We start from the raw sequence: 24,376 nt of genomic DNA, 5'->3' as shown, positions 1-24,376 counted from the left end.
CCACCGAACCGCGGCGGGAGAGTCCCGCACACAGCGGGCGCCGAAGGAGCAACCTCCCCGGGAATCTCTCAGGCCCCCCAGACCGCCACGGCGAGGCTCCTCTGGAAAGCAACTCTTCCGGGTTCACCGAAGGTGTAAGCGGCTCCGTCCGCGAAAGCTCTCAGGTCCGATGACAGAGCGGGGAACGACAACACCCGCTGGTGCTCGTTTCGTGCACCCTGGACCCGAGGTAGACGTGTGACCGTTTCCCTGGGCGCGCCCCTGCGCGCCGATCATGCGCTGCTCGAGCAGCGCCCCGAAGTTGCACCGACCGAGTCGCGTGGCCCTGTTCTCCCTCCCTCCCCCGCCCCGAAGTCGCCGCCGCGTACGAACCGGCGACTCGGGATCGCCGCGATCGTGCTGTCCGCGACCGCGATGGGCGCCGCAGGATTGTTCGGCCGCAAGGCCACTCCCGAAGGCGCGGTGCTCGGTGAAGCACTCACGCTCGGGCGGATGGCGGTCGGAGCGATCGGCATGCTCGTCCTGATCGCGCTGTCCCGCCGCCTCGGACAGTTGCGCCGGACCCGCCTGTCCTGGTCGGTCGTCGGTGGCGGTGTGCTCCTCGGACTGTCCCTCGCGACCTATCTGTCCGCCACGGTGTTGACCGACCTGTCCCGTGCCGTGGTTCTCCATTACCTCGGCCCCGTCGTCGCGACGGCCCTCGCCCGGGTGTTCCTGAAGGAGAGGGTCGGTCGCCTCGACGCCCTGTCGATCGGCACGGCGTTCGCCGGCATGTTGCTCGCCGCCGGCCTGGTGGGCGGTGAATCGTCCGGGGGCGAGCACGAGACGCTGGGTACCGTGCTGGGCGCTGCCTCGGGAGTCTTCTACGGCGGGGCCCTGCTGTGCTACCGCTATCGCACCGACATGCCGTCCGACGTCCGGTCCCTGTGGAACTTCGTCTTCGGCGCCGTCGCGGCAGGTGGGATGGTCGCGGTGACCCGACCCGACATGTCGGGGATGACCGCGACGCACTGGTTGTGGGCCGGTGGGTTCTTCGTCGTCTGTGGTCTGTTCGCGCTGGGGCTGCTCGTCGTCGCAGGCAAGCACCTCCGCGCCGCGGAACTGTCCGGCCTGTCCTACCTCGAAGTCGTGGTCGCGCTGATGATCGGCATGGTCGCCTTCGGAGAGTCCGTGACCGCGCTCGCCGCCGCGGGCGCCGGTCTCATCGTGGTGGCGATGGCACTGCCGATGCTCGGCCGCCGATGACACTGCCGATGCTCGGCCGCCGATGACACTGCCGATGCTCGGCCGCCGATGACACTGCCGATGCTCGGCCGCCGATGACACTGCCGATGCTCGGCCGCCGATGACGAGTGGGAGGGCGCGCCGGTCGGCGCGCCCTCCCACTCGTGATCGGTTTCCGTTACTGCTGTTGCGGCGGCTCGGCCGGCTGCTCGGATGCGTCGTTCGTCATCCAGCGCTGCGCCGGCGGCGTTGCGGGCAACGCCGACTGTACTTCACCGGCACCCCTCTGCGTCCCCTCCGTGGCGAGACCCGTCCGAACTGCGGGGTCGACCGGCTTGCGCGCGACCGCCTCGGCTTCGGCGACGGCCTGGGCCACCTCGGGATCGCGCTTGGTCGCGAACCAGTCCTCGACCTCGGCACTGTCGTCCTCGGGCCGTTGCAGTTCCTCGTCGACAGGACTCGGCTCGAAGCGGAAGACGCCGTCCTCGCCGGGCGCGCCGAGCGTCCGCGCGAATCCTTCGAGCGCCTTGCCGAAGTCGCTCGGCACCACCCACATCTTGTTCGCATCGCCCTGGGCCATCTGCGGCAGGGTCTGCAGGTACTGGTAGGCGAGCAGCTCCGGAGTGGGCTTGCCGGCCTTGATCGCGGCGAAGACCTTCTCGATGGACTTCGCCTCGCCCTGGGCCTCGAGGTAGCGCGCCGCGCGATCACCCTGCGCGCGCAGGATCCGCGACTGCCGGTCGGCCTCGGCTTCGAGGATCGCGGCCTGCTTCGCACCCTCGGCGGAGAGGATGCGCGACTGCTTGTCGCCCTCGGCGGTCTTGATCGCGGATTCACGGTGACCCTCGGCCGTGAGGATCATCGCGCGCTTCTCGCGGTCGGCCTTCATCTGCTTCTCCATCGATTCCTGGATCGACGGCGGCGGATCGATGCTCTTGAGTTCGACCCGGGCGACACGCAGGCCCCATCGGCCGGTCGCTTCGTCGAGCACACCGCGGAGCTGACCGTTGATGGAGTCGCGGGAGGTGAGCGTCTCCTCGAGGGTCATTCCGCCGACGACGTTGCGGAGCGTGGTGACGGTGAGCTGCTCGACCGCGGCGATGTAGTTGCTGATCTCGTAGACCGCCGCCTGCGGGTTCGTCACCTGGAAGTACACGACCGTGTCGATGCTCAGCGTCAGGTTGTCCTGGGTGATGACCGGCTGCGGCGGGAACGAGACGACACGTTCGCGTAGATCGACCTTCGCGCGGATACGGTCGACGAAGGGCACCAGGAAGGTGAGCTGACCCGACGCCGTCCGGTAGTACCGGCCGAGACGTTCGATGACCGCGGCCTCCGCTTGCGGTACCAGCGATACCGATTTGGCCACGACCACCACGACCAGTGCCACCACTACGGCGAGCACGATCAGAGCTTCCATCCTCAGACACCCCTCCACACGACGGCAGTCGCGCCGTCTATCTGCATCACTGTCACTGTCGTTCCCGGCCCGTACACCTCGGTGGCGTCCAGCGGCCTGGCGGTCCACACCTCACCGTCGATCTTCACGCGCCCGGAATGCTCCCCCACCTGCTCGAGGACCAACGCGTGCTTGCCCGGGAGAGCGTCGATCCCGGTGGGCAGAGCGGGCGGCTGGGAGTACCGGCGCCTCAGCATCGGCCGGACACCGAGCAGCAGAACCAGCGAGGTCACGGCGAAAATCACCGCGTCGATCCAGACGGGCAGATCGGTCACCGCGGAGACACCGCCGGTGACGAGCGCTGCACCGCCGAGCATCAGCAGCGCGAAATCGCCCGTGAGCGCTTCGCCGGCCGCCAACGCCACTCCGGCGATCAACCAAATCAATGCGGCCACGATCACCATCGAACCACAAATCGGACATCCTGGCAGATGCCCTGGTGGAGGAAGCGGTCTTGGCCCCTCGTCCTCGAGGCTGCTTTCCGCAGGGAAGATCTCAGGTCGGTAATTCTATATTCTTCGTCTTTCCGTCCTGACCGGAATGTCACCCCGGCTTCATAAGTGGAGGCAACCGAAACACATCCTTTTGCCGTTGTGAAATCGGTGATACCGTCCCCGAACTACCGGCATCACCCCCGCGCGTTCACTCCTCGTGGGAGCTCGATCAGCTCGTCACGCGGTTCCACGCGGCCATCGACGACATCGAGGACCCGTACGAGCGCGCCGTCGAATGGATCGTCGAAGCGGTCCGCACCGTTCGTTACCACCCGGTCGCACGACGATTCGTCGACAACGAAGCCGCCCTCCCCCTCCACCGACAGCTGATGTCCGCATCCGTTCCCCAGGCTTCGCACCCGAGGAGTCCGGCAATGGAAGTCACTCCCGCACAGCGCGTTCGCGCAAACATCGAGGACGATGTACCCTTCGCCGACCGCACCTTCGTCCGGTCGCCGGCAGACCGCCGCATCCGGCCGATGTTCCTGTTCCGGGCGCTGTCGCTCCAGGGCACCCACCCCACCGTCATGGTTGCGCTCGGTCAGCCCTCGTCGGGTTCGGTGACGAAGTCGACGAGGCGCTCCACGGCGCCGATGAGGTGCGATTCGAGATCGCGGAAGGAGTTCACGGCGTTGTAGACGCGCCGCCAGCCGTCCTGCGGCGTGCCCCAGCCGAGTTCACGGCAGACGCCGGTCTTCCAGTCCTGTCCGCGCGGAATGGAGGGCCAGGTGTCGATGCCCACGGCCTTCGGTTTCACGGCCTGCCATACGTCGATGTAGGGATGGCCGGTGACCATCACGTGCGGACCGAGATTCGCGGTGAGACGCTCCTCCTTGGACCCGGTGACGAGGTGGTCGGCGAGCACACCGACGCGCCGGCCCGGGCCGGGTTCGAACTCGGCCAGCCTGGCGCCGAGATTGTCGAGGCCCTCGAGTTGTTCGACGACCACGCCTTCGACCCGCAGGTCGTGCCCCCATACCCGTTCGACGAGGGCGGCGTCGTGCACGCCCTCCACCCAGATCCGGCTTCCCCGCGCCACGCGTGCGCGCAAACCCTCCACCCGGGTGGATCCCGAGGCGGATCTCGTCGGTGCGGAGGCGGGACGGATCTTCGGTTTGACGAGGGTGACGGGTGCTCCGTCGACCAGGAAGGCCGCGGGGCGCATCGCGAACAGACGGGTGCGTCCCTGCGCGTCCTCGAGCCGCACGAAGTCGCCGTCGTGGGTCTTCTCGATTCCCACGATCGCGCCGCACCAGCCGGATGCGGCGTCCTCGACGACGACGCCGCGCTCCGCTGCGAGTTCGGGAACGGCCTTCTTCTTGGTGCGGGCGTGACCGGCGTAGATGTCGCCGCCGTAGATATCGCGTGGGCTCACGCCAGTCCACCCTAGGACATTGCGCGGGACCGCTCGCGCTGCCACGCCGGACCGCCGTGCGCGGTCGCCGTATGCTTTCGGGGTGAGTTCTCCGAGCCTGACGCTGACCGTGTGGGCGGGGTCGTGGCTGTCCGGTCACGCCTCCCCCGACGATGTGATCGATGCGCTGCACGAGTGGGCGCCGATGCATCTCGTGGGTGCCCACGATGCGGCGACGGCCTCCGCGGCGGATCTGCCCGACAAGGGTGTCGCCGACGGTGCCGCCCTGCTGCTCACCCTGATCCGCCGCGTCGATTCCGCCGCCGGCGCCGGTCTGCATCTCGTCCTTCCCGCCCCGGGCGACGTCCGCGCGTTGCCTGCCGGTACGGCGTTCGCCTCCGCGGCGCTGGCTGCCGGTGAAGGCGTCGTCGTGGGAGCGCCCGGAACCCCGGGGCTGGGTCTGGTACCCGTGATCGAGGGTCCGGACGTCCTACGGTGGAACGTCTTCACGCTGCCGGCGGTACCCGAGATCGCGGTCGACGGTGGTCTCGGTGCGGCCGAGTTCGCGATCCGCGAGGCGGTTCGTGATGCCGCCTCCGCGTTGAGCGGAATCCCGACGGTGGGCACCGACGGGCGCCGCACCGATCCGCGGACGGAGATCGCCGAGAAGGTCGCCGAACTCGCGCGGCACCGCTATCCCCCGTCACTGCCCGCACGTGCCGTGCGCGTCCTCGACACCGCAGACCAGGTCGCGGCGATCCTCACCGTGGCCGGTCGCGGAGGAGGTCTGCGGGCCGGTTCGGTGTCCGCCGCCACCGGCCGCGAGGGCGCGCTGCAGCCGCTGTGGGCCGCGGTCCGCGAGGCCCGCACCGGTGCGGTCGCGGCGGCTCTGCGGGCCGAGCACCATCACTGACCGCGGCCGACAGTGCGCGTCGACTCCAGTGCGCGTCAACTCCGTTGCGCGGTGACCAACAGGTACTCCCAATTCATCGCTCCCCCACCGAGATCGTGACGTTGGGCGAGTTCGAGCAGGTCGAGATCGAGAGCCGCGACCCGATCGTGGTCGTCCGCGATGTTGCGGTACACCGCGATGTTGGGGCCGTAGGCGGACTTGAAGAACTCGCGGAAGTCCTCCCCGGTCGCGAAGCGTTCGACGCGCAGGTTCTCGGTGCGTGCCTGCAGGTCGGTGACACGGTCGCCGATCAGCTCGCGCACGTGCACCTCGTCGCCCCACAGCGGCGGCGGCTGTGCACCCGGCGGGGGCGGTGGCGCATACGGTTTCATCGTCGCGAACATCTGCCCGATGAAGCCGGTGGGGGTCCAGCTCAGTAGCCCGATACGTCCGCCCGGGCGGGTCACCCGGAGCAGTTCGTCGGCCGCGGCCCGGTGGTGGGGCGCGAACATCACTCCCACGCAAGAGATCACGGCATCGAAGCTCGCATCGTCGAACGGGAGCGCTTCGGCATCGGCTTCCTGCCAGTCGAGCGTCGCACCTGCCGCTTCGGCGTCACGGCGGCCGACTTCGAACAGTTCCGGGGTCAGGTCGGTCGCGAGCACCGTCGCACCGGTGAGGGCGGCGGGGATCGACGCATTGCCCGATCCGGCGGCGATGTCCAGGACACGGTCGCCCGGACCGATTCCGGTCGCGGCCACGAGAGCGGGGCCGAGTTCGGCGATGACCTCGGTCGCCACCGCTGGATAGTTGCCGAGTGCCCACATCGCCCGGTGCTTGGCCTTCAGGGCGAGATCGGCGTCGTGTGTCGTGGAGATGTCGGTCATCAGAGGATTCCTCCTGTCGAGGGACCCGGCTTCGGCACCGTCTCGGAAGCGGCCCGGGTCACAAATCGACTGTAGGAACGCGGACGCGGTGTCCTCCAGTACACAATCTGTACTGCACCGCCGCTCATCCGTGCTGGTCGCGGCGGTCCGACCGGCCTACGATCCGATCATGGGCCCGCCCTACCACCAGTTCTGTCCCGTCGCCAAGGCGATGGAGTTGTTCGACGAGAGGTGGACGCTGCTCGTGGTGCGCGAACTCGTGCTCGGCAGCGAACGGTTCAACGACCTCCGACGCGGCCTGCCCCGCATGTCGCCGACGCTGTTGTCGAAGCGGATGCACCAGCTCACAGCGGCGGGCATCGTGCAGCGCCTCGAGGACGGAAACGACGTCCGATACGTGCTCACCCCGGCGGGACGCGATCTCGAGACCGTCGTCGACGCACTCGGTGCGTGGGGCACGCGGTGGACCGGGAAACTCGGCGAGGTCGACCTCGATCCGCGACTGCTGATGTGGGACATGCACCGGCACGTCGACCATGCGGCCCTGCCGGAATCCCGGGTGGTCGTGGAGTTCGTCTTCCCGACGGTCACTCACGCGTCGCGCCGGTGGTGGATGGTCATCACGCCGCACGACGTCGACGTGTGCGACGAGGACCCGGGATTCGAGGTCTCGATCCGGGTGACGACGGGACTGCGGGAGCTGACCGAGATCTGGCGTGGCGAAGCGACCTGGCCGGACGCGTTGCGCTCGGGTGCCGTATTCGTCGACGGTCCGAGCGCCCTGCGCCGGTCGCTGCCCCGCTGGTTCGACTCCCCTCTGGCCTCACCGGCCGGGCACTCCGCCCGGTGAGGCTCGGAGGCATCTATCCGTTCGCGGCGGGCCGGGACGGGCGTTTCGGCGGCTCACAGCACCCGACGGCGCACAGGCTCCCGTTGCACGCGGACCCGAGCAGCGGTTCGGTGCCGCAGCGACGGGCGGTGACCCCCTCCCGCTGTTCCTCGACGAGCTCGCGGACGAGTTGCGCGAAGCGCGGGTCGGTTCCGGCCGTCGCCGCACGAGAGAAGCCCATGCCCAGCTCAGCGGCCCGATCGCGAGCCTCGGTATCGAGATCCCACACGACCTCGAGATGATCGGAGACGAACCCGACCGGCACGACCACGACGGCTCGGACTCCCCGTTCGTGCAGCGCATCGATGTGGCCGACGATGTCGGGTTCGAGCCACGGCACCTGCGGCGGACCGGACCGCGACTGCCACACCAGGTCGTAGTCGCCCTCGCCGAGCGCCTCGGCCACCAACCGCGCCGCTTCGGCGACCTGCCGGCTGTAGAGACGGCCGCCCTCCTCCGGCGGACCACCGGTCGCGTCGAAGGAGGTCGGAACGGAGTGCGCGGTGAACACCACGCGCGCGGAATCGCGCACGTCGTCGGCGAGTTCGACGCGGGCCGCGCGCACGGCGTCGGTGACGGCATCGAGGAACAGCGGGTGGTCGTAGAAGTGCCGCAGCTTCGTCAGCTGCGGGGCGTCCTCGACGGCGTCCCGCGCCCGCGCGATGTCCTCGTGGTACTGCCGGCAACCCGAGTAGCCGCCCCAGGCGGAGGTCGCGAACACCAGGGCGTTACGGATCCCTTCGTCGCGCATCCGCGCGACGGTGTCCTCGACCATGGGATGCCAGTTGCGGTTGCCGAAATAGATCGGCAGATCGATACCGTGCACGTCGAACTCGGCGCGGACGGCGTCGATGATCGCCCGGTTCAAGGCGTTGATCGGCGAGACACCCCCGAAGTGCAGATAGTGCTGCGCGACCTCGTCGAGTCGTTCCGGCGGGATCCCTCGTCCGCGGGTGACGTTCTCGAGGAACGGTCGCACGTCGTCGGGTCCTTCCGGTCCGCCGAACGACAGCAGCATCAGCGCGTCGTACGCCCCGGGGGTGTTCGTCATGGGAGTGCCTTCCGTCGTACGGTCAGCTGCCGAAGCCGACCTGGGAGTGGAAACCACCGTCGACGTAGACGATGGATCCCGTTGTCCCGGGTAGCCAGTCGGACAGCACCGCACACACGGTCTTCGCCACGGGCGTCGGATCGTCGACGTCCCAGCCGATCGGGGACGCCGCCGACCAACCCTCGTTCAGACGGTTCATCTCCGCGCCCGGGCCGGTCGCGTCGCCCGCGATGGCCTTGGCCGCGAGCGTCTTGATCGGGCCGGCGGCGACGAGGTTCGAACGGATACCGCGCGGGCCGACTTCCTTGGCCACGTAGCGGTTCACCGACTCGAGCGTCGCCTTGGAGACACCCATCCAGTTGTAGAACGGCACGGCCCGGGACGGGTCGAAGTCCATTCCGACGATCGAACCGCCCTCGTTCATGACGGGTAGGACGGCCTTGGCGAGCGCGCCGTAGGAGTAGGCCGACACCTCGAGCGCCACCGCGACGTCCGTCCAGGGCGCGTCGAGGAACGGGCTGCCCAGGCAGGACCGGGGTGCGAAACCGATGGAGTGGACGACACCGTCGATCCCCTCCGGTGCGAGTTCGCGGATCTTGTCGGCGAGACCGTCGAGATCCTCCTGGTTCTGCACGTCGAGGCAGATCGCCGGCGGCACCGGCTGCGGGAGACGCTGCGCGATCCGGTCGATCAACCGGAGTCGCTCGAAGCCGGTGATGATCACCTTCGCGCCCTGTTCCTGCGCGGCCTTCGCGGTGTGAAAGGCGATCGAGGCATCGGTGATGATGCCGGTGACGAGAATGGTCTTGCCCTCGAGCAGTCCGCCCATGAGTGTGTCGGTCCTCCAGTGAGATTCGGATGTGGTCGCGTGACCGTCAGTGGCCCATGCCCATGCCGCCGTCGACCGGGATCACGGCGCCGGAGACGTAGGCGGAGTCGTCGGAGGCCAGGAAGCTGACGACGGCTGCGACGTCCTCGGGCTTGCCGAGTCGCTGCAGCGGGATGAACTTCTTCGCCGTGTCGCGCAGGTCGTCTGACAGATCCGCAGTCATGTCGGTCTCGATGAAACCGGGAGCGACGACGTTGGCCGTGATCGATCGCGAACCGAGTTCGCGGGTGACCGAACGGGCGAGCCCGATGACACCGGCCTTCGAGGACGCGTAGTTGATCTGACCGGCCTGACCGGCGAGGCCGACCACGGAGCCGAGGAAGATCATGCGGCCCCAACGGGCACGGAGCATCGCACGGTTGGCGCGCTTGGCGCACCGGAAGGCGCCGGTGAGGTTCGCGTCGATCACCGAGCTGAACTGGTCCTCGGTCATGCGCATCAGCAGGGTGTCGTCGGTGATGCCCGCATTCGCGACGAGCACCTCGACGGGACCCTGATGCTCCTCGACCTCCTTGAACGCGGCGTCGACCGAGTCGGCGTCGGTGACGTCGCACCGCACACCGAACAGGTCGTCGGGCGCGCCCGAACCGCGGTGGGTCACGGCGACCCTGTGGCCGTCCGCCTGCAGGCGACGGGCGACGGCGAGGCCGATCCCGCGGTTTCCACCGGTGACGAGGACGGATCGGGGGGTGGCACCCGCGCGCGTGGACGCTGCGGCACTATCTGCGTCAGTCATGCATTCCAACCTATCTGGTGGCCTGGCCGGGACGGAAAACGCTCCGTGAGCGTGCACAAGGTGGATCAGGGCAACCGCTGGCGCAACACCATCGCCGCGCCGAGCCCCGCGATCACCGAGAACGCTCCGAGCATGAGCCACGGACGGCTGGCGTCGCCGCGGGTCGTCTCGAAGCCGATCTGCTCCTCGAGCGTGTTGTAGGCGTCCTCGAGTTCTTCGAGGCTTGCCGCCGTGAAGAAGCTCCCGCCCGAGAGATTCGCGATCTCCTTGAGCGACGGATCGTCGACGGGCACGGGGATCCGATCATCCTCGATGGTGACGGTGCCCGTCTGGGTGCCGAACGAGATGGTCGAGACCGGGATTCCCTTCTCCGCCGCCTGCCGCGCCGCGGTGAAGCCCCCGCGGGGATCGTCGGGACTCTCGGGGACGGTCTGTTTGCCGTCGGACAGCAGCACGATCCGCGCGGGCGGCGCCTGGTCGCTACCGCCGAGCACGGCGGCGAGCGTGTCGATCGACTGCATCGCTGTGAAGATCGCCTCGCCGGTCGCAGTGCGCTCGCTGAGCTGCAGGTTGTCGATCGCGGACTTGCTCGCCTCCCGGTTGATGGTCGGCGAGACCAGGACCGAGGCGGTACCCGAGAACGCGACGAGACCGAGGTTGATGCCGGGCGTCAGGTCGTCGGCGAACTGCTTGGCCGCCTCCTGTGCGGCGGCGAGTCGTGTGGGCGCGACGTCCGTGGCCTCCATCGACAACGACACGTCGATGACAAGCACGACCGTGGCCCGGTTGCGCGGCACCCGCTGTTCGGCGGTCGGGCCGGCGAGCGCCACGGTGAGGAAGACGAGCCCGACGAGCAACAGTGCGACGGGAATGTGCCGAGCGCGTCCCGGGCGGGCGGGCGCGACCTTCTCGAGCAGCTCGAGATTGGTGAAGCGCAGCGTGTTCGTCTGGCGCCGGCGCTGGACCAGCACGTATGCGCCGCCGAGGGCGGCGACGACGAACAACAGCAGCAGCCACCACGGTGAAGTGAAACCGGACAGGCTCATCGTCCCCCCTGCCGTGCGGGTGCGCCGAAGCTGTGCCGCCGGGCCGCGACGAATCGGACGACATCGCCGATCCAGTCGCGGTCGGTGCGCAACGTCAGCACCGGTGCACCTGAACTACGCAGCGCCTGGTGCACGGCCGCGCGATGCTCGACGGCGGCCTGCGCATAGTCGGCCCGCAGTTCGGGAGTAGTCGTGAATTCACGGGTGCGGCCCGTTTCCGGGTCGTGCAGCACCACGTCGCCCAGATCGGGCAGTTCGAGGTCGCGGCGATCGACGATCTCGACAGCGAGCAGTTCGTGCCGGCCGGACAGTGCCCGCAGGGAACGCTCCCAGTCGAGAGGGCCGAGGAAATCGCTCACCACGACCGCCAGACCGCGGCGGCGCTGGGGACGTCGCAGCGACTCGACGAGCCCCTGGAGATCACCGCGGGTCCCGTCGGGTGCGTGCGGGGTTGTCGCGACGGTACGCAACAACGATTGGGCGTGCAGCCGCCCACCACGCGCGGGGACGCGGGCCGTCTCGTTGCCGGTGGAGATCACCGCGCCGATCCGATTCCCGCTGCCGGTGGTCAGATGCGCGAGCGCGGCCACCGCTGCGATCGCCAGGTCGCGCTTCTCACACATGCCGGTACCGAAGTCCAGGCTGGCCGAGAGGTCGACCGCGAGCCACGTCTCGAGTTCCCGGTCGGCGACGGTCTGCCGCACGTGCGGGTGCGTCGTGCGCGCGGTGACCGACCAGTCCATCTGCCGCACGTCGTCACCCGGCTGGTACTCGCGGGCGTCCCCCGGCTCGGAACCGGGGCCCGGGATCAGACCGAGATGGTCGCCGTGCAGGACGCCGTCGAGACGGCGCCGCACGGTGAGCTCGAGGGTGCGGAGCGCGGCGGTGAGCGCGGGATCGCGCAATTCACCGGTCCGGAACCGCGGTGGCGACCCGTCGTGAGGACGTGTGCTCACCGCGCGCCCGCACCTCCCTGCGGATCAGGTGCACCGATGGGCGCCTGCTGACCGGCAGCGGCCCGCGGATCGGCAGGCGCCGGGCCGGGGGTCGCGGTCGGCACGGGTGCGTTCGCCTGGGGCGCGACCTGCGGAAGACCCACGGTCTGCAGGATTCGGGTGATGATCTGGTCCGGGGAGACGTCGTCCGCGAGCGCGTCGTAGGACAGCACCAGGCGGTGGCGGAGCACATCGGGGATGACGTCGACGATGTCCTGCGGCACCACGTAGTCGCGACCGCGCACGAGCGCCAGGGCACGCGCCGAGGAGATGATGCCGAGCGTCGCGCGGGGCGAGGCGCCGTAGGCGATCCAGCCCTGCACGTCGTGCAGGCCGAGCTCGGCGGGCCGACGCGTCGCGAAGATGACCCTCACCACGTAGTCGACGAGCGCGTGGTGCACGAACACACGGCCGGCGATCTTCTGCAGGCGCAGGAGCTGCTCGTTGTCGAGCACCTGCTTCGGCTCGGGAGCGGCGACACCCATCCGGTAGACGATCTCGCGTTCCTCCTCCACCGACGGATAGTCGACGAGGACCTTGAACAGGAAACGGTCGCGCTGCGCTTCCGGCAGCGGATAAACGCCCTCGTTCTCGATAGGGTTCTGCGTCGCCATCACGAGGAACGGCTCGGGCATCGGGAAGGTCTTGCCACCGATCGTGACGTGGCGTTCGGCCATCACCTCGAGCAGCGCCGACTGCACCTTCGCCGGGGCGCGGTTGATCTCGTCGGCGAGCACGAAGTTCGCAACGACCGGTCCGAGTTCTGTGTCGAACTCCTCGCGTCCCTGCCGGTAGATGCGGGTACCGACGAGGTCCGTCGGCACGAGGTCGGGAGTGAACTGCACGCGGGAGAACGACCCACCGACGACCTTCGCGAAGGTTTCGACGGCCAGCGTCTTCGCGACACCGGGAACGCCTTCGAGCAGCACGTGCCCGCGCGCGAGCACACCGACCAGCATCCGCTCGACCAGCAGGTCCTGGCCGACGATCACGCGCTTGACCTCGTAGATGGCCCGTTCGAGGAGACGGACGTCGTCGGCGGGGTCGTACGCCTTCGCAGGAGCGTCGCCGGGTTTCCGCATGTTCGCGCCGGACACCTGCGGAGCCGGACCGTTCGCACCGGCCGCCTTCGGCGCCGGCGCGGCACCCGCCGCAGCCTGGTTGTTCTTGCGTCCGTCGTTACCGCCCTGGTCGCCCGGCGTCGCCGAACCGGACGTCCCACCCTCGCGTGAGGTCACCAACAATCCACCGCTTTCGCCTACGTCGCTCCGCTGGAAACACCTGCTGCACCACTATTGCAGGTGCCGGCTCGGTGTGTCGTCGCCCCTGCACCGACCGGGAGACGGCACCCGGAAACGACCGGATGGCACCCGCCCTCGGTGGTACGAGGGCCGCGGCAAACCTCGCCCTCACGACACCATGCGCACCACGTACGGTGTCATGCCGCCCCAGCGTACCGGCGAGATCTTCACGAACGATCCCGACTGCGGCGCCTCGAGCATCTGCCCGTCGCCGAGATACAGCGCGACGTGCTGGCTGGCGTTGGGCCCGTAGAAAATCATGTCGCCCCGTCTCATCTGCGACGACGGAACCTGGGTACCGGCCGTGTACTGGTAGCCGGTGTAGTGCGGGAGCGAGATGCCGATGCCCGCGAACGCGTAGATCATCAGTCCGGAGCAGTCGAAGCCGACCTTGGCGTAGTCGCCGTGGACATCGGCGACGCCGCCGTCGCGGATACCGCGGGTCGGGCCGTTCTCGTTGCCACCACCCCACGCGTACGGGACGCCGATCTGGGACATCGCACGGTCGATGACGATCTCCACCGCAGCGGGACCGGTGACGGACGGACGCGACGGGGTCCCGGGCGTCGAATTCGGTGTGGAGGGGCGGGAACCCGATCCCCCGGTCCCCGATCCGGGGGTCTCCACGACGGGGTCGCCCGGATCCGGGTTCTCCCAGTCGATCCCACCGTCGTCGCCGCTGTCCTCGTCTTCGTCCTCGTCGGGGATCGTGCCGCTGTCGGTGCCATCCGGGACGGATCCACCGTCGGTACCGTCTGGGACCGTGGCGTCGTCGGTGTAGTCCGGTGCAGCCGTGTCGGTGCCACTCGTATCGGTGCCACTCGTATCGGTGTCACTGCCCTCCGGCGCTCCGGATTCGGTGGTGACCTCACCCGGTGAGGCGACGTCGCTCTCGCCGGTCGACGGAGACTCCTCGATCAGCGTGTGGGGGCGACGGCCGTTGGCGAGTTCCGCCGCACGTTCCCGGGCTGCGGCGTCGGCGGCGACACGCTCGGCTGCCGCGGCTGCCGCGACCCGTGCCTCCTCGGCGGCCGCCGCGGCAGCTGCTTCCTCGGCTGCGCGGCGACGGTCCCAGTCCTGGTACTGCGCGCGTTGCCCTTCCAGGCCCGCAACGTTCACGCGGGCCCGGTCGAGTTCGCTCTGCGCGTTCGCACGTTCCTGCTCGATGCGCGACTTCTCCGCGGCCTGCCGACCGAGTTCCGCTCGCGCGACGGCAATCGCGGCCTCGGCCTCGGCCCTGCGCTGCTCGGCGGCTTCCGCCGCCGCGTCGGCCTCGAGCTTGGCCGCGCGTGCCCGCGAGTGGGAGTTGGCCTCCTGGGCCCGGGCGCGCTGGAGCGCATCGAGCACCGCGGCGCGCCCGGCGGATAGCAACCGCATGACCTGGGCGCGGTCGAGCAGATCGTCGGGACCGTCGACGTCGAGGAAGGCCGCGAGGGAGACCGAGTTGGCGCCACGGGTGTAGCTGTCGCGGACGAACGCGTCGAAGTTCTTCTGGGCAGCGAAGATCCGGTCGGCGGCGTCGTCGAGTGCGCGGCGGGAATCCACGACCACCCGTTCGGCGAGATCCGCTGCGTCGCGCGCGCTCTGGAGATCGACGAGGGCGCGGTTGACGTCCTCGCGGCGGATGGCGACGTGCGCGTCGAGCTCGGCGAGCTGCTGATCCGCGCCGGCGATCCGGACGATCAGCTGCCCCACCCGGTCGATGTTGGCCGCGACGGCCGCACCAGCGCGGTCGATCTCGGCGTCCGAAGGGTTCGGCGGCGGGGGCGGTGCGGCGGACGCCGTCGTGGTCACGGTAAGGAGCACGGCTGTGACCAACCCCAAACCGGCGAGGAGCGTGCCGGTGCGCGTCCGCGGGGTGCGACCGGGCGTCGGACCGTCGGGTCGACGGCCTGCAGTGAGCGTCGTGGCGGTGCCGTCCGGCCCCGACCGTCGCGGAATCCCTCCGTGGATACCGAACCGTCTCACTTGCATCTCCCTCGGTCGCACCTGGTGGCCGAGACTTCCGGCCGGACGACCCGAGGAAGGCACGCAGCATCCGCTCGCCGTGGGTGCCCCACGGCTCACACGCTGCAGTCGTACACCGGCTGCGGACAGCGTCCCCACGAGCCGGGTTGTGACACACCTTCCCCAAGAGCGTCATGAAAACCGTACGACACCTCAGGGGTATGTCGCATGACAGTCAGGAAGATCGGCCGGAAGAACTCCGAAAGAACACGGTGCGGACACCGAGGAACACCGTGAGGACACCGAACGATCTTCCCTGCCGGATTCCGTCACGGTCGGGGCGAGGACAACCCGGAGACGATCTCCGCGGTGACGGAAAGAGACCTCAGACGTCCTTGGCCGATGACGATCCGTTACCTCCGGCAACGGTCGCGTCACCGTCCGCGCGGCGGCGTTTGGCGAGCCAGGTCGCGCCGGCCGCAAGGGCGACCACTGCGACGATCAGCAGCGTCATCAGCGTCCAGGGCGGTGACGGCTCGAGCACCGAGTCGACGAAGTTGCGTGTGGAGACCACCGGATCGCCGGTGTAGGTGCGATCCTGGGCGGCCTCGAGAGTGACGCGGTCGAGATCCTCGCTGAATGTCCCGACCCATCCCGGACTGAGGACCAGCACCGTTCCGCCGTCCTCGGCGCCGACCTCCGTCGCGAGGTCGCGCAGCTGCGAATCCATACGGGGGTCCCGGTCGAGCACGACCACGCTGAGGTCGATCCCGTTCTCCTGCGCGCGCTGCACCTCGGCGACGAGGTCGTCGACGTACTGCGAGGGCGCCGCCACCTGGTCGTCGGCGAGATCGGCGAGCACTTTTTCGACCGAGACCCCGGCGGGAAGATCCGTGAGCGCAGGGCCCGGTATACGAAGCAGTGGCGCAGACATCTCTCTCCGGTGGTGCTGGGGCAGAAGCCGGGCGATACGGCGATCCGGCCGTGCGGAGACGACACGAAGAGCCACACCCGTGGGCAAGGGAGAACATTACGCGATCGCGCGACGGCGGCTCGAAGCACTCGTCGCGAGCAGGACCGATGCCGGCGGGACGCTTCGTCGACACGACGGACCCGACTTCGGTTCAATACAGGACAAGCGTACTGTTAGAATCGAGGGCGAGACGCCACGACTACTGCATCCGGGCCACGGGCCGCGGGCGGACGTCGTGTGCCTCGCTTCAGCCGTCGACACAGCCCCGTCGGCGGCCAGCCGAAACGACGAGTGGAGCTGACGTGAGCACCAGTAGTGATTCGTTCGGCGCCAAGGGTTCGCTGCAGGTCGGAGACAACTCCTACGAGATCTTCCGCCTGTCGGCCGTCCCCGGCACCGAGAAACTTCCTTACTCTTTGAAGGTCCTGGCCGAGAACCTGCTGCGCACCGAGGACGGTGCCAACATCACGGCCGATCACATCCGGGCCATCGCCAACTGGGATCCCTCCGCCGACCCGAGCATCGAGATCCAGTTCACGCCCGCACGCGTGATCATGCAGGACTTCACGGGCGTCCCCTGTGTCGTCGACCTCGCCACCATGCGTGAGGCCGTGACCACCCTGGGCGGCGACCCGAACAAGGTCAACCCCCTCTCCCCCGCCGACATGGTCATCGACCACTCGGTGATCCTCGACTACTTCGGTCGCGCCGACGCCCTCGAGCGCAACGTCGACCTCGAGTACGAGCGCAACGGCGAGCGCTACCAGTTCCTGCGCTGGGGCCAGGGCGCCTTCGACGACTTCCGCGTCGTCCCCCCGGGCATGGGCATCGTCCACCAGGTCAACATCGAGTACCTCGCCCCGACCGTCATGGTCCGCAACGGGCAGGCCTACCCCGACACCTGCGTCGGCACCGACTCGCACACGACGATGGTCAACGGCCTCGGCGTGCTCGGCTGGGGCGTCGGCGGCATCGAGGCCGAGGCCGCGATGCTCGGCCAGCCGGTCTCCATGCTCATCCCGCGCGTGGTCGGCTTCAAGCTCACCGGTGAGATCCAGCCCGGCGTGACCGCGACCGACGTCGTGCTCACCGTCACCGACATGCTGCGCAAGCACGGCGTCGTCGGCAAGTTCGTCGAGTTCTACGGCGCCGGCGTGGCCGAGGTCCCCCTCGCCAACCGCGCGACCCTCGGCAACATGAGCCCCGAGTTCGGTTCGACCGCAGCGATCTTCCCGATCGACGGCGAGACCATCAACTACCTGCGCCTGACCGGCCGCAGCGACGAGCAGCTCGCTCTCGTCGAGGCGTACGCCAAGGAGCAGGGCCTGTGGCACGATCCGAGCCGCGAGCCCGAGTTCTCCGAGTACCTGGAGCTGGACCTGTCGACGGTCGTCCCGTCGATCGCCGGCCCGAAGCGCCCGCAGGACCGCATCCTGCTGTCGGAGTCGAAGGCAGCCTTCCGCCGCGACATCCACAACTACGTGGAAGGGCACGAGGCGACCCCGCACTCCAAGCTCGACGACGCGCTCGACGACACCTTCCCTGCGTCCGACCCGATCAAGCCCACCGCGAACGGCGACGCTCCGCTCGTTCCCCACGGCGATACTTCCGGCCGCCCCTCCAAGCGGGTCAAGGTCGTTTCCGAGGAGCGCGGCGAGTTCGTCCTCGACCACGGTGCCGTGGTGGTCGCAGGTATCACCTCCTGCACCAACACCTCCAACCCGTCGGTCATGCTCGGCGCCGCGCTGCTCGCCCGCAACGCGGTCGAGAAGGGTCTGGCCTCCAAGCCGTGGGTCAAGACCAACATGGCTCCGGGTTCGCAGGTCGTCAACGACTACTACGAGAAGGCCGGCCTGTGGCCGTACCTCGAGAAGCTCGGCTTCTACCTCGGTGGCTTCGGTTGCACCACGTGCATCGGTAACACCGGCCCGCTGCCCGAGGAGATCTCGAAGGCCGTCAACGACAACGACCTCTCGGTCACCGCGGTGCTCTCCGGCAACCGCAACTTCGAGGGTCGTATCTCCCCCGACGTGAAGATGAACTACCTGGCCTCGCCGCCGCTGGTCATCGCGTACGCACTCGCGGGCACGATGGACTTCGACTTCGAGACCGACGCGCTGGGCAAGGACAAGGACGGCAACGACGTCTTCCTGAAGGACATCTGGCCTTCCGCCCAGGAGATCGACGACACCATCAAGTCGGCGATCAACCAGGACATGTTCCGCAAGTCCTACGCCGACGTCTTCAAGGGCGACGAGCGCTGGCAGAACCTCGAGACCCCCGAGGGCGACACCTTCGCATGGGACGAGGATTCGACGTACGTCCGCAAGGCCCCGTACTTCGAGGGCATGACGATGGAGCCGGACGCGGTCAGCGACATCAAGGGCGCTCGCGTCCTCGCGCTGCTCGGCGACTCGGTCACCACCGACCACATCAGCCCGGCCGGTCCGATCAAGCCGGGTACCCCGGCCGCGCAGTACCTCGACGCCCACGGTGTCGAGCGCAAGGACTACAACTCGCTCGGCTCGCGTCGTGGCAACCACGAGGTCATGGTCCGCGGCACCTTCGCGAACATCCGTCTGCAGAACCAGCTGCTCGACGGTGTTTCCGGTGGTTACACCCGCGACTTCACCCAGGACGGTGCTCCGCAGGCGTTCATCTACGACGCCTCGCAGAACTACCAGAAGGCCGGCATCCCGCTGGTCGTCCTCGGTGGCAAGGAGTACGGTTCCGGCTCCTCGCGTGACTGGGCCGCCAAGGGCACCCGCCTGCTCGGCGTCAAGGCCGTCATCACCGAGTCCTTCGAGCGCATCCACCGCTCGAACCTCATCGGCATGGGCGTCATCCCGCTGCAGTTCCCGGCGGGCGAGTCGGCCGCGTCACTGGGCCTGACCGGCACCGAGGTCTTCGACATAGAGGGCATCGAGAAGCTCAACGAGGGCGTCACGCCGAAGACCGTCAAGGTCACGGCGACCAAGGACAACGGCGAGAAGGTCACCTTCGACGCTGTCGTCCGCATCGACACTCCCGGTGAGGCGGACTACTACCGCAACGGCGGCATCCTGCAGTACGTGCTGCGGAACATGATCCGCGGCTGAGAGCAGTGCTCGTGACCCGATCGGTCACATCTGTGTGAAGCGGCGGGCCCGGGGCGAGACTCGTCTCGGGCCCGCCGTCTCCCTCGAGCCGAAAGGAAGTGGCGCGTGCCCAAGGTCAGTGAGGACCATCTCGCCGCGCGGCGCAGGCAGATCCTCGACGGTGCCCGTCGCTGCTTCGCCGAATACGGTTACGACGGCGCGACCGTGCGACTGCTCGAAGATGCCACGGGTCTGTCCCGTGGCGCGATCTTCCACCATTTCAAGGACAAGGACGGACTGTTCCTCGCCCTCGCCCAGGAGGATGCGAGACGGATGGCCGACGTCGCGGCCAACGAGGGTCTCGTGCAGGTCATGCGCGACATGCTGTCCTCCCCCGACCAGTTCGACTGGCTCGGGACGCGGCTCGAGATCACGCGCCGTCTCCGCACCGACCCCGAGTTCGCGAGGGCGTGGACGCAGCATTCGGCCGAACTCACCGAGGCCACCGTCGGACGCCTCGAACGGCAGCGGGAAGCGGGCCGGCTGCGCGACGACGTGCCGACGGAAGTCGTCCTGGGTTATCTAGACCTCGTGCTCGACGGACTCGTCGCCCGCCTCGCTTCTGGGCACACCGAACAGGACCTCGTCGCGGTTCTGGACCTCGTCGAGGAATCCGTGCGCCGGCGCGACTGATGCGCCGGATCCGTTCCTCACGCCTTCTCGTCGCTCGCTGCCGCCCGACGACGGTTCGGGCCGCCGCGGCCCCGCAGCCGCACCTGCGACTCCACGAGAACGTTGTGCACGAAACCGTAGGATCGACCGGTTTCCTGCGCGAGCCTCCGAATGCTCGCGCCTTCCTCGTAGCGGCGCTTCAGATCCTCCTGCAAGCGGTCCCGCGATTCCCCTGTAACTCGGGCTCCCTTCGCGTAGGTCGTCTCTCCACCACCGGAATTTCGCGCCATCGGATCCTCCCTGCGCCCTCGCCAAAGGTCCCTTTCCCAGGCTAGAGGACTGTCAGGTTGCGCGGACGCAGATCGGACCAGCGGGAGCGGATCGGGGGACGGATCCGACCGGAGGCCCGATCAGGCGAGCTGGATGAGCTCGAGGTATTCCTGGGACCAGTGGTCCTCGGTTCCGTCGGGAAGCAGGATCACACGTTCCGGGTCGAGGGCCTCGGCCGCACCCGGATCGTGGGTGACCAGCACGACGGCACCCTCATAGCTGCGCAGGGCGTCGAGCACCTGCTCGCGCGAGACGGGATCGAGGTTGTTGGTCGGCTCGTCGAGGAGCAGCACGTTCGCCGCGGACGAGACGAGCCCCGCCAGGGCGAGTCGCGTCTTCTCACCGCCGGAGAGCGTTCCGGCCGGCTGCTCTAGCTGCGGACCGGTGAACATGAACGCGCCGAGCAGTCCCCGCAGGTCCTGTTCGCCGGCGTCGGGAGCGGCGTGCCGGATGTTCTCCCATACCGTCGCCGAGTCGTCGATGGTGTCGTGCTCCTGCGCGAAGTAGCCGACCTTCAGGCCGTGACCCGGCACGAGTTCGCCGAGATCCGGCTGCTCCACACCGGCGAGCAGCCGCAGCAGCGTCGTCTTGCCGGCACCGTTGAGGCCGAGGACGACGACGCGGCTGCCCCGGTCGATCGCGAGGTCGACGCCGGTGAAGATCTCCAGGGAGCCGTAGACCTTGGTCAGCTCCTTGGCCATCAGCGGGGTCTTGCCGCACGCGGCCGGTGTGGGGAACCGGATCTTGGCCACCTTGTCGGCGACGCGCACGTCGTCGAGGTCGGCGAGCAACTTCTCGGCGCGCTTGGCCATGTTCTGGGCGGCAGTGGCCTTGGTGGCCTTCGCCCCGAGCTTCGCGGCCTGTTTCTGCAGAGCGGACGCCTTCTTCTCGGCGTTCGCACGCTCGCGCCGGCGCCGCGCCTCGTCGGTGGCGCGTGCGTCGAGGTACTTCTTCCAGCCCATGTTGTAGACGTCGGCCTCGCCGCGCACCGCGTCGAGGAACCACACCTTGTTCACCACGTCGGCGAGCAGGTCGACGTCGTGGCTGATGACGATGAGCCCACCGTCGTGGTTCTGCAGGAAGCCGCGCAGCCAGGTGATCGAGTCGGCGTCGAGGTGGTTGGTCGGCTCGTCGAGCAGCAGCGTGGTGTCGGACTTCCCGCCGGAGCCGTCCGAGGCTGCGAACAGGATGCGGGCGAGTTCGACACGGCGGCGCTGACCACCCGACAGCGTGTGGAGGGGTTGGCCGAGGACCCGGTCGGGCAGGCCGAGGCTGTGGCAGATGCTCGCGGCCTCGGATTCGGCGACGTATCCGCCGAGCGTCGCGAAACGCTCTTCGAGCGAACCGTACTTGCGCACGGCACGGTCGCGGATCTTCTCGTCGACGGCCTCCGCCATGAGCGCCTGCTGCTTCTCCATGCTGCGGAGGATCTCGTCGAGACCTCGCGCCGAGAGCACCCGATCCTTGGCGAGGACGTCGAGATTGCCCTCCTTGGGATCCTGCGGCAGGTAACCGATGTCTCCGGAACGGATCACGGCGCCGGCGTAGGGTTCGCCTTCACCCGCGAGGATCCGCAGGGTCGTGGTCTTGCCGGCACCGTTACGTCCCACGAGGCCGATCCGGTCCCCGGCCTGCACCCGCAGCCCCGAGCCGGGGGCGGTGAGCAGCGTCCGCACGCCGGCGCGGACTTCGAGGTCGGTAGCGGTGATCACGCACGGGCTCCTAGAACGAAAGACGATGGATGGGTGCCATGGTGGCAAACAGCCGGGCACACGAATCACCCATTTTACAGTGACAGCACCTCTCTCCCACGGTGAGATGCACTACCCCTCGCCACGCGCGGTCGGGTTCTCCCCGTGCGCAACCTAGGCTGGCGCCCGTGACCCACCTTCCCGCCACCGACCTCGTCGTGGCCGGACTCGGCCCCGCCGGCCGTGCATTGGCGTTCCGTGCCGCCGCGGCCGGGCTGTCGGTGACGGCCGTCGACGTGCGTCCACAGCGTCGGTGGACCGCGACCTACGCGGCGTGGGCCGACGAACTGCCCGCCTGGCTGCCCGACGAGGTGGTGGCAGCACGCATCGACAGGCCCGCGGCGTGGACGACCGAGCCCCGGATCGTCGATCGTGCCTACCGGGTGCTGGACACGGCGTGCCTGCAGGACTTCCTCGCCCTCGACGCCGTCACGGTGGTCACGGGTCGGGTACGCGACGTCGATGCGGACGGCGTGGTCCTCGGCGACGGACGCCGGGTGACTGCCCGCTACGTCGTCGATGCCCGCGGGGTTCCCGCCGAACCGGAACGTGCCCAGCAGACGGCATTCGGGCTGATCGTCGACGATACGACCGCAGCTCCGGCACTCGACGGCCACGACGCCTGGTTCATGGACTGGCGCCGCGACAACGGCACGGGCCCCGACGACGTGCCGTCCTTCCTGTATGCGGTGCCGGTCGGCGACGGACGCACGATCCTCGAGGAGACCTGCCTCGTCGGTCGCCCGGCGCTCGGATTCGGCGAACTCGAACGGCGCCTGCACATCCGCCTCGCGGCGCGAGGCGTGCGCACGACCGGCGACGAGCAGGTCGAACGGGTGCGCTTCGCCGTCGAGAGCGCACCGACGGCACCCGGGGTGATCGGCTTCGGCGCTCGCGGTGGTCTCATGCATCCGGCCACGGGATACGCGGTGGCCACCGCCCTGTCCACCGCGGATGCGGTGATCGACGCGGTGCGCCTCGGCGAGGACCCCCAGCGCGTCCTGTGGCCGGTGCGCGCCCGCTCGGTGGCGACCCTGCGGCAGATGGGACTGCGGGTCCTGCTGCGACTCGACGCACGCGGAGCGATCGAGTTCTTCGACGCGTTCTTCGCTTTGCCGGTCGAGCAGCAGCGCGCCTACCTGTCCGGTCGCGACGACGCGACTGGCGTGGCGGCCACGATGTGGCGGCTGTTCCGGGTGCTGCCGACGGGTGCGCGCGGAACCATTCTGCGTTCGCTCCGCTGATCCGCCGGGTGCGGCGTGTGGCGAAGGTCTCGGCGAACCGCCCGGTGAGTTTCGCAGCTTTCCAGCGTGCTCCCGAGGTGTCGATCATGATGGACACATGCGGTCGATCTGGAAAGGCTCACTCGCGTTCGGCCTCGTCAACGTGCCAGTGAAGGTGTACTCGGCGACCGAGTCGCACGACATCTCCTTCCACCAGGTGCACGCGAAGGACGGTGGACGGATCAAGTATCAGCGTGTGTGTACCGAGTGCGGGGAGGTCGTCCCCTACCAGGAGATCGACAAGGCGTACGACTCCGAGGACGGCGAGCGGGTCGTGCTCACCGACGAGGACTTCGAGAAACTCCCCGCCGCCGAGAAGCACGAGATTCCGGTGCTGCAGTTCGTGCCCACCGAGCAGATCGACCCGATCCTGTTCGAGAAGTCCTACTATCTCGAACCCGATTCGTCGTCGCCGAAGGCCTACGGCCTGCTCGCCGCGACTCTCGAGCAGAGCGACCGGACGGCGCTGGTGCATTTCACCCTTCGTCAGCGCACCCGGCTGGCGGCCTTGCGTACCCGTGACGGTCTGCTCATCCTGCAGACCCTGCTGTGGCCCGACGAGGTTCGCGCAGCCGAGTTCGAGTCGCTCGACGACATCGAGAAGCCGAAGCAACGCGAACTCGCGATGGCCGAGACCCTCGTCGAGTCGATGTCCGACGATTTCGATCCCACCGAGTTCACCGACGAGTACCAGGTGGAACTGCGCACGCTGATCGACGAGGCCCTCGCCCGCGGCGGCGAGAAGGTCTTCCAGGTCGCCGAACACGACACCGGCGAAGAGGACGCCGAGGTGCTCGACCTCGTGGCGGCCCTGCAGCGCAGCGTCGACGCGGCGGGCAAGAAGGTCCCGTCCGGTTCGTCCTCCGGCGGGAAGAAGTCCTCGAAGAATGACGAGGATGAAGACGAGGACGCGAAGAAGGCCCCCGCGAAGAAAACGGCGTCGAAGAGTTCGGCGGCCAAGAAGAGTCCCGCCAAGAAGAGCACGGCGAAGAAGACCGCGTCCAAGAGTTCGGCGTCGAAGAGCACGGCGAAGAAGAGTCCTGCCAAGAAGACGGCCGCCAAGAAGACCTCCGGCGAACGCAAAGGCGCCTGACCTCCGACGAGAAGTCGAAGATCAGGCGCCGAG

22 protein-coding genes and 1 riboswitch are annotated in these 24,376 nt (G+C 68.6%); of the genes, 7 read left to right on the top strand and 15 right to left on the bottom strand.

The annotated features are described in order from the left end of the window. Nucleotides 1-4: 4 nt before the first annotated feature. Nucleotides 5-95, top strand: a riboswitch (glycine riboswitch). A gap of 142 nt (nucleotides 96-237) precedes the next feature. After that, nucleotides 238-1,245: a DMT family transporter gene (locus tag K3M35_RS02720; protein ID WP_064060322.1), complete on the top strand. Its 1,008-nt coding sequence runs from the start codon at nucleotides 238-240 to the stop codon at nucleotides 1,243-1,245. 157 nt (nucleotides 1,246-1,402) lie between these two features. On the opposite strand, the gene K3M35_RS02715 is transcribed toward K3M35_RS02720, so the two are convergent. The 4 genes from K3M35_RS02715 to K3M35_RS02700 all read right to left on the bottom strand — a co-directional run bounded on the left by K3M35_RS02715 (nucleotide 1,403) and on the right by K3M35_RS02700 (nucleotide 4,552). Then, on the bottom strand, nucleotides 1,403-2,644 hold the full coding sequence (locus K3M35_RS02715; RefSeq protein ID WP_006551527.1) for an SPFH domain-containing protein: 1,242 nt from the start codon (nucleotides 2,642-2,644) through the stop codon (nucleotides 1,403-1,405). 2 nt (nucleotides 2,645-2,646) lie between these two features. Continuing rightward, nucleotides 2,647-3,087, bottom strand: a complete 441-nt coding sequence (locus K3M35_RS02710) for an NfeD family protein (protein WP_033096636.1) — start codon at nucleotides 3,085-3,087, stop codon at nucleotides 2,647-2,649. Between the two features lie 224 nt (nucleotides 3,088-3,311). Next, a complete protein-coding gene (locus K3M35_RS25985; RefSeq protein WP_248846182.1) occupies nucleotides 3,312-3,695 on the bottom strand; it encodes a hypothetical protein in 384 nt (127 codons plus the stop codon). Between the two features lie 23 nt (nucleotides 3,696-3,718). Then, nucleotides 3,719-4,552, bottom strand: coding sequence for a DUF3097 domain-containing protein (locus tag K3M35_RS02700; protein ID WP_064060320.1), 834 nt, complete (start codon nucleotides 4,550-4,552; stop codon nucleotides 3,719-3,721). Between the two features lie 82 nt (nucleotides 4,553-4,634). Between K3M35_RS02700 and K3M35_RS02695 the strand changes: the two genes are divergently transcribed. Further along, nucleotides 4,635-5,444, top strand: coding sequence for a hypothetical protein (locus K3M35_RS02695; protein WP_033096634.1), 810 nt, complete (start codon nucleotides 4,635-4,637; stop codon nucleotides 5,442-5,444). Between the two features lie 35 nt (nucleotides 5,445-5,479). Here the strand turns inward: K3M35_RS02695 and K3M35_RS02690 are convergent, their stop codons facing one another. Continuing rightward, a complete protein-coding gene (locus K3M35_RS02690) occupies nucleotides 5,480-6,310 on the bottom strand; it encodes a class I SAM-dependent methyltransferase (RefSeq protein ID WP_220665937.1) in 831 nt (276 codons plus the stop codon). A 169-nt stretch (nucleotides 6,311-6,479) separates the two neighbouring features. Between K3M35_RS02690 and K3M35_RS02685 the strand changes: the two genes are divergently transcribed. Then, nucleotides 6,480-7,160 carry a helix-turn-helix domain-containing protein gene (locus K3M35_RS02685; protein WP_064060344.1) on the top strand — a complete coding sequence of 227 codons (681 nt, stop codon included), beginning with the start codon at nucleotides 6,480-6,482 and terminating at the stop codon, nucleotides 7,158-7,160. A gap of 13 nt (nucleotides 7,161-7,173) precedes the next feature. On the opposite strand, the gene K3M35_RS02680 is transcribed toward K3M35_RS02685, so the two are convergent. The 8 genes from K3M35_RS02680 to K3M35_RS02645 all read right to left on the bottom strand — a co-directional run bounded on the left by K3M35_RS02680 (nucleotide 7,174) and on the right by K3M35_RS02645 (nucleotide 16,098). Next, nucleotides 7,174-8,250 carry a ferrochelatase gene (locus K3M35_RS02680; RefSeq protein ID WP_064060319.1) on the bottom strand — a complete coding sequence of 359 codons (1,077 nt, stop codon included), beginning with the start codon at nucleotides 8,248-8,250 and terminating at the stop codon, nucleotides 7,174-7,176. Nucleotides 8,251-8,272: 22 nt separating this feature from the next. Continuing rightward, nucleotides 8,273-9,079, bottom strand: coding sequence for an NADH-dependent enoyl-ACP reductase InhA (gene inhA / locus K3M35_RS02675; protein WP_006551519.1), 807 nt, complete (start codon nucleotides 9,077-9,079; stop codon nucleotides 8,273-8,275). 46 nt (nucleotides 9,080-9,125) lie between these two features. Beyond that, nucleotides 9,126-9,875, bottom strand: coding sequence for a 3-oxoacyl-ACP reductase FabG1 (fabG1, locus tag K3M35_RS02670; protein ID WP_024100828.1), 750 nt, complete (start codon nucleotides 9,873-9,875; stop codon nucleotides 9,126-9,128). 65 nt (nucleotides 9,876-9,940) lie between these two features. Continuing rightward, nucleotides 9,941-10,921, bottom strand: a complete 981-nt coding sequence (locus K3M35_RS02665) for a VWA domain-containing protein (RefSeq protein ID WP_220665936.1) — start codon at nucleotides 10,919-10,921, stop codon at nucleotides 9,941-9,943. Then, nucleotides 10,918-11,877 (bottom strand): DUF58 domain-containing protein, encoded by a 960-nt coding sequence (locus tag K3M35_RS02660; protein ID WP_071934907.1) that lies wholly within the window; start codon nucleotides 11,875-11,877, stop codon nucleotides 10,918-10,920. Before K3M35_RS02660 ends, K3M35_RS02665 begins: the two co-directional genes overlap by 4 nt. After that, entirely contained in the window at nucleotides 11,874-13,154 is a 1,281-nt protein-coding gene (locus K3M35_RS02655; protein WP_033096632.1) for a MoxR family ATPase, read from the bottom strand. Before K3M35_RS02655 ends, K3M35_RS02660 begins: the two co-directional genes overlap by 4 nt. A 171-nt stretch (nucleotides 13,155-13,325) precedes the next feature. Beyond that, nucleotides 13,326-15,191 carry an NlpC/P60 family protein gene (locus K3M35_RS02650; protein ID WP_248846181.1) on the bottom strand — a complete coding sequence of 622 codons (1,866 nt, stop codon included), beginning with the start codon at nucleotides 15,189-15,191 and terminating at the stop codon, nucleotides 13,326-13,328. A 358-nt stretch (nucleotides 15,192-15,549) separates the two neighbouring features. Then, nucleotides 15,550-16,098 carry a DUF6676 family protein gene (locus tag K3M35_RS02645; protein WP_024100824.1) on the bottom strand — a complete coding sequence of 183 codons (549 nt, stop codon included), beginning with the start codon at nucleotides 16,096-16,098 and terminating at the stop codon, nucleotides 15,550-15,552. Nucleotides 16,099-16,439: 341 nt separating this feature from the next. Between K3M35_RS02645 and K3M35_RS02640 the strand changes: the two genes are divergently transcribed. Both K3M35_RS02640 and K3M35_RS02635 read left to right on the top strand, forming a co-directional pair. Further along, entirely contained in the window at nucleotides 16,440-19,235 is a 2,796-nt protein-coding gene (locus K3M35_RS02640; RefSeq protein ID WP_064060316.1) for an aconitate hydratase, read from the top strand. A gap of 105 nt (nucleotides 19,236-19,340) precedes the next feature. Next, nucleotides 19,341-19,907, top strand: a complete 567-nt coding sequence (locus K3M35_RS02635; RefSeq protein WP_006551512.1) for a TetR/AcrR family transcriptional regulator — start codon at nucleotides 19,341-19,343, stop codon at nucleotides 19,905-19,907. A gap of 17 nt (nucleotides 19,908-19,924) precedes the next feature. Here K3M35_RS02635 and K3M35_RS02630 read toward each other — a convergent pair whose 3' ends face one another. Beyond that, nucleotides 19,925-20,176 carry a helix-turn-helix domain-containing protein gene (locus K3M35_RS02630; protein ID WP_026061044.1) on the bottom strand — a complete coding sequence of 84 codons (252 nt, stop codon included), beginning with the start codon at nucleotides 20,174-20,176 and terminating at the stop codon, nucleotides 19,925-19,927. A gap of 120 nt (nucleotides 20,177-20,296) precedes the next feature. Further along, nucleotides 20,297-21,928: an ABC-F family ATP-binding cassette domain-containing protein gene (locus tag K3M35_RS02625; RefSeq protein WP_033096629.1), complete on the bottom strand. Its 1,632-nt coding sequence runs from the start codon at nucleotides 21,926-21,928 to the stop codon at nucleotides 20,297-20,299. Between the two features lie 167 nt (nucleotides 21,929-22,095). Here K3M35_RS02625 and K3M35_RS02620 point away from each other — a divergent pair, with 167 nt between their 5' ends. Together K3M35_RS02620 and K3M35_RS02615 are read left to right on the top strand one after the other, a co-directional pair. Further along, nucleotides 22,096-23,211: a lycopene cyclase family protein gene (locus K3M35_RS02620; protein ID WP_064060315.1), complete on the top strand. Its 1,116-nt coding sequence runs from the start codon at nucleotides 22,096-22,098 to the stop codon at nucleotides 23,209-23,211. Nucleotides 23,212-23,308: 97 nt separating this feature from the next. Further along, nucleotides 23,309-24,343, top strand: a complete 1,035-nt coding sequence (locus K3M35_RS02615; protein WP_019289299.1) for a Ku protein — start codon at nucleotides 23,309-23,311, stop codon at nucleotides 24,341-24,343. The last annotated feature ends 33 nt before the right edge of the window (nucleotides 24,344-24,376 follow it).

The organism is Rhodococcus sp. DMU2021, assembly GCF_019641445.1.
Taxonomy (GTDB): domain Bacteria; phylum Actinomycetota; class Actinomycetes; order Mycobacteriales; family Mycobacteriaceae; genus Rhodococcus; species Rhodococcus pyridinivorans.
The sequence above is the reverse complement of the archived record's forward strand: the minus strand, read 5'-3'. Positions and strand labels throughout refer to the sequence as shown.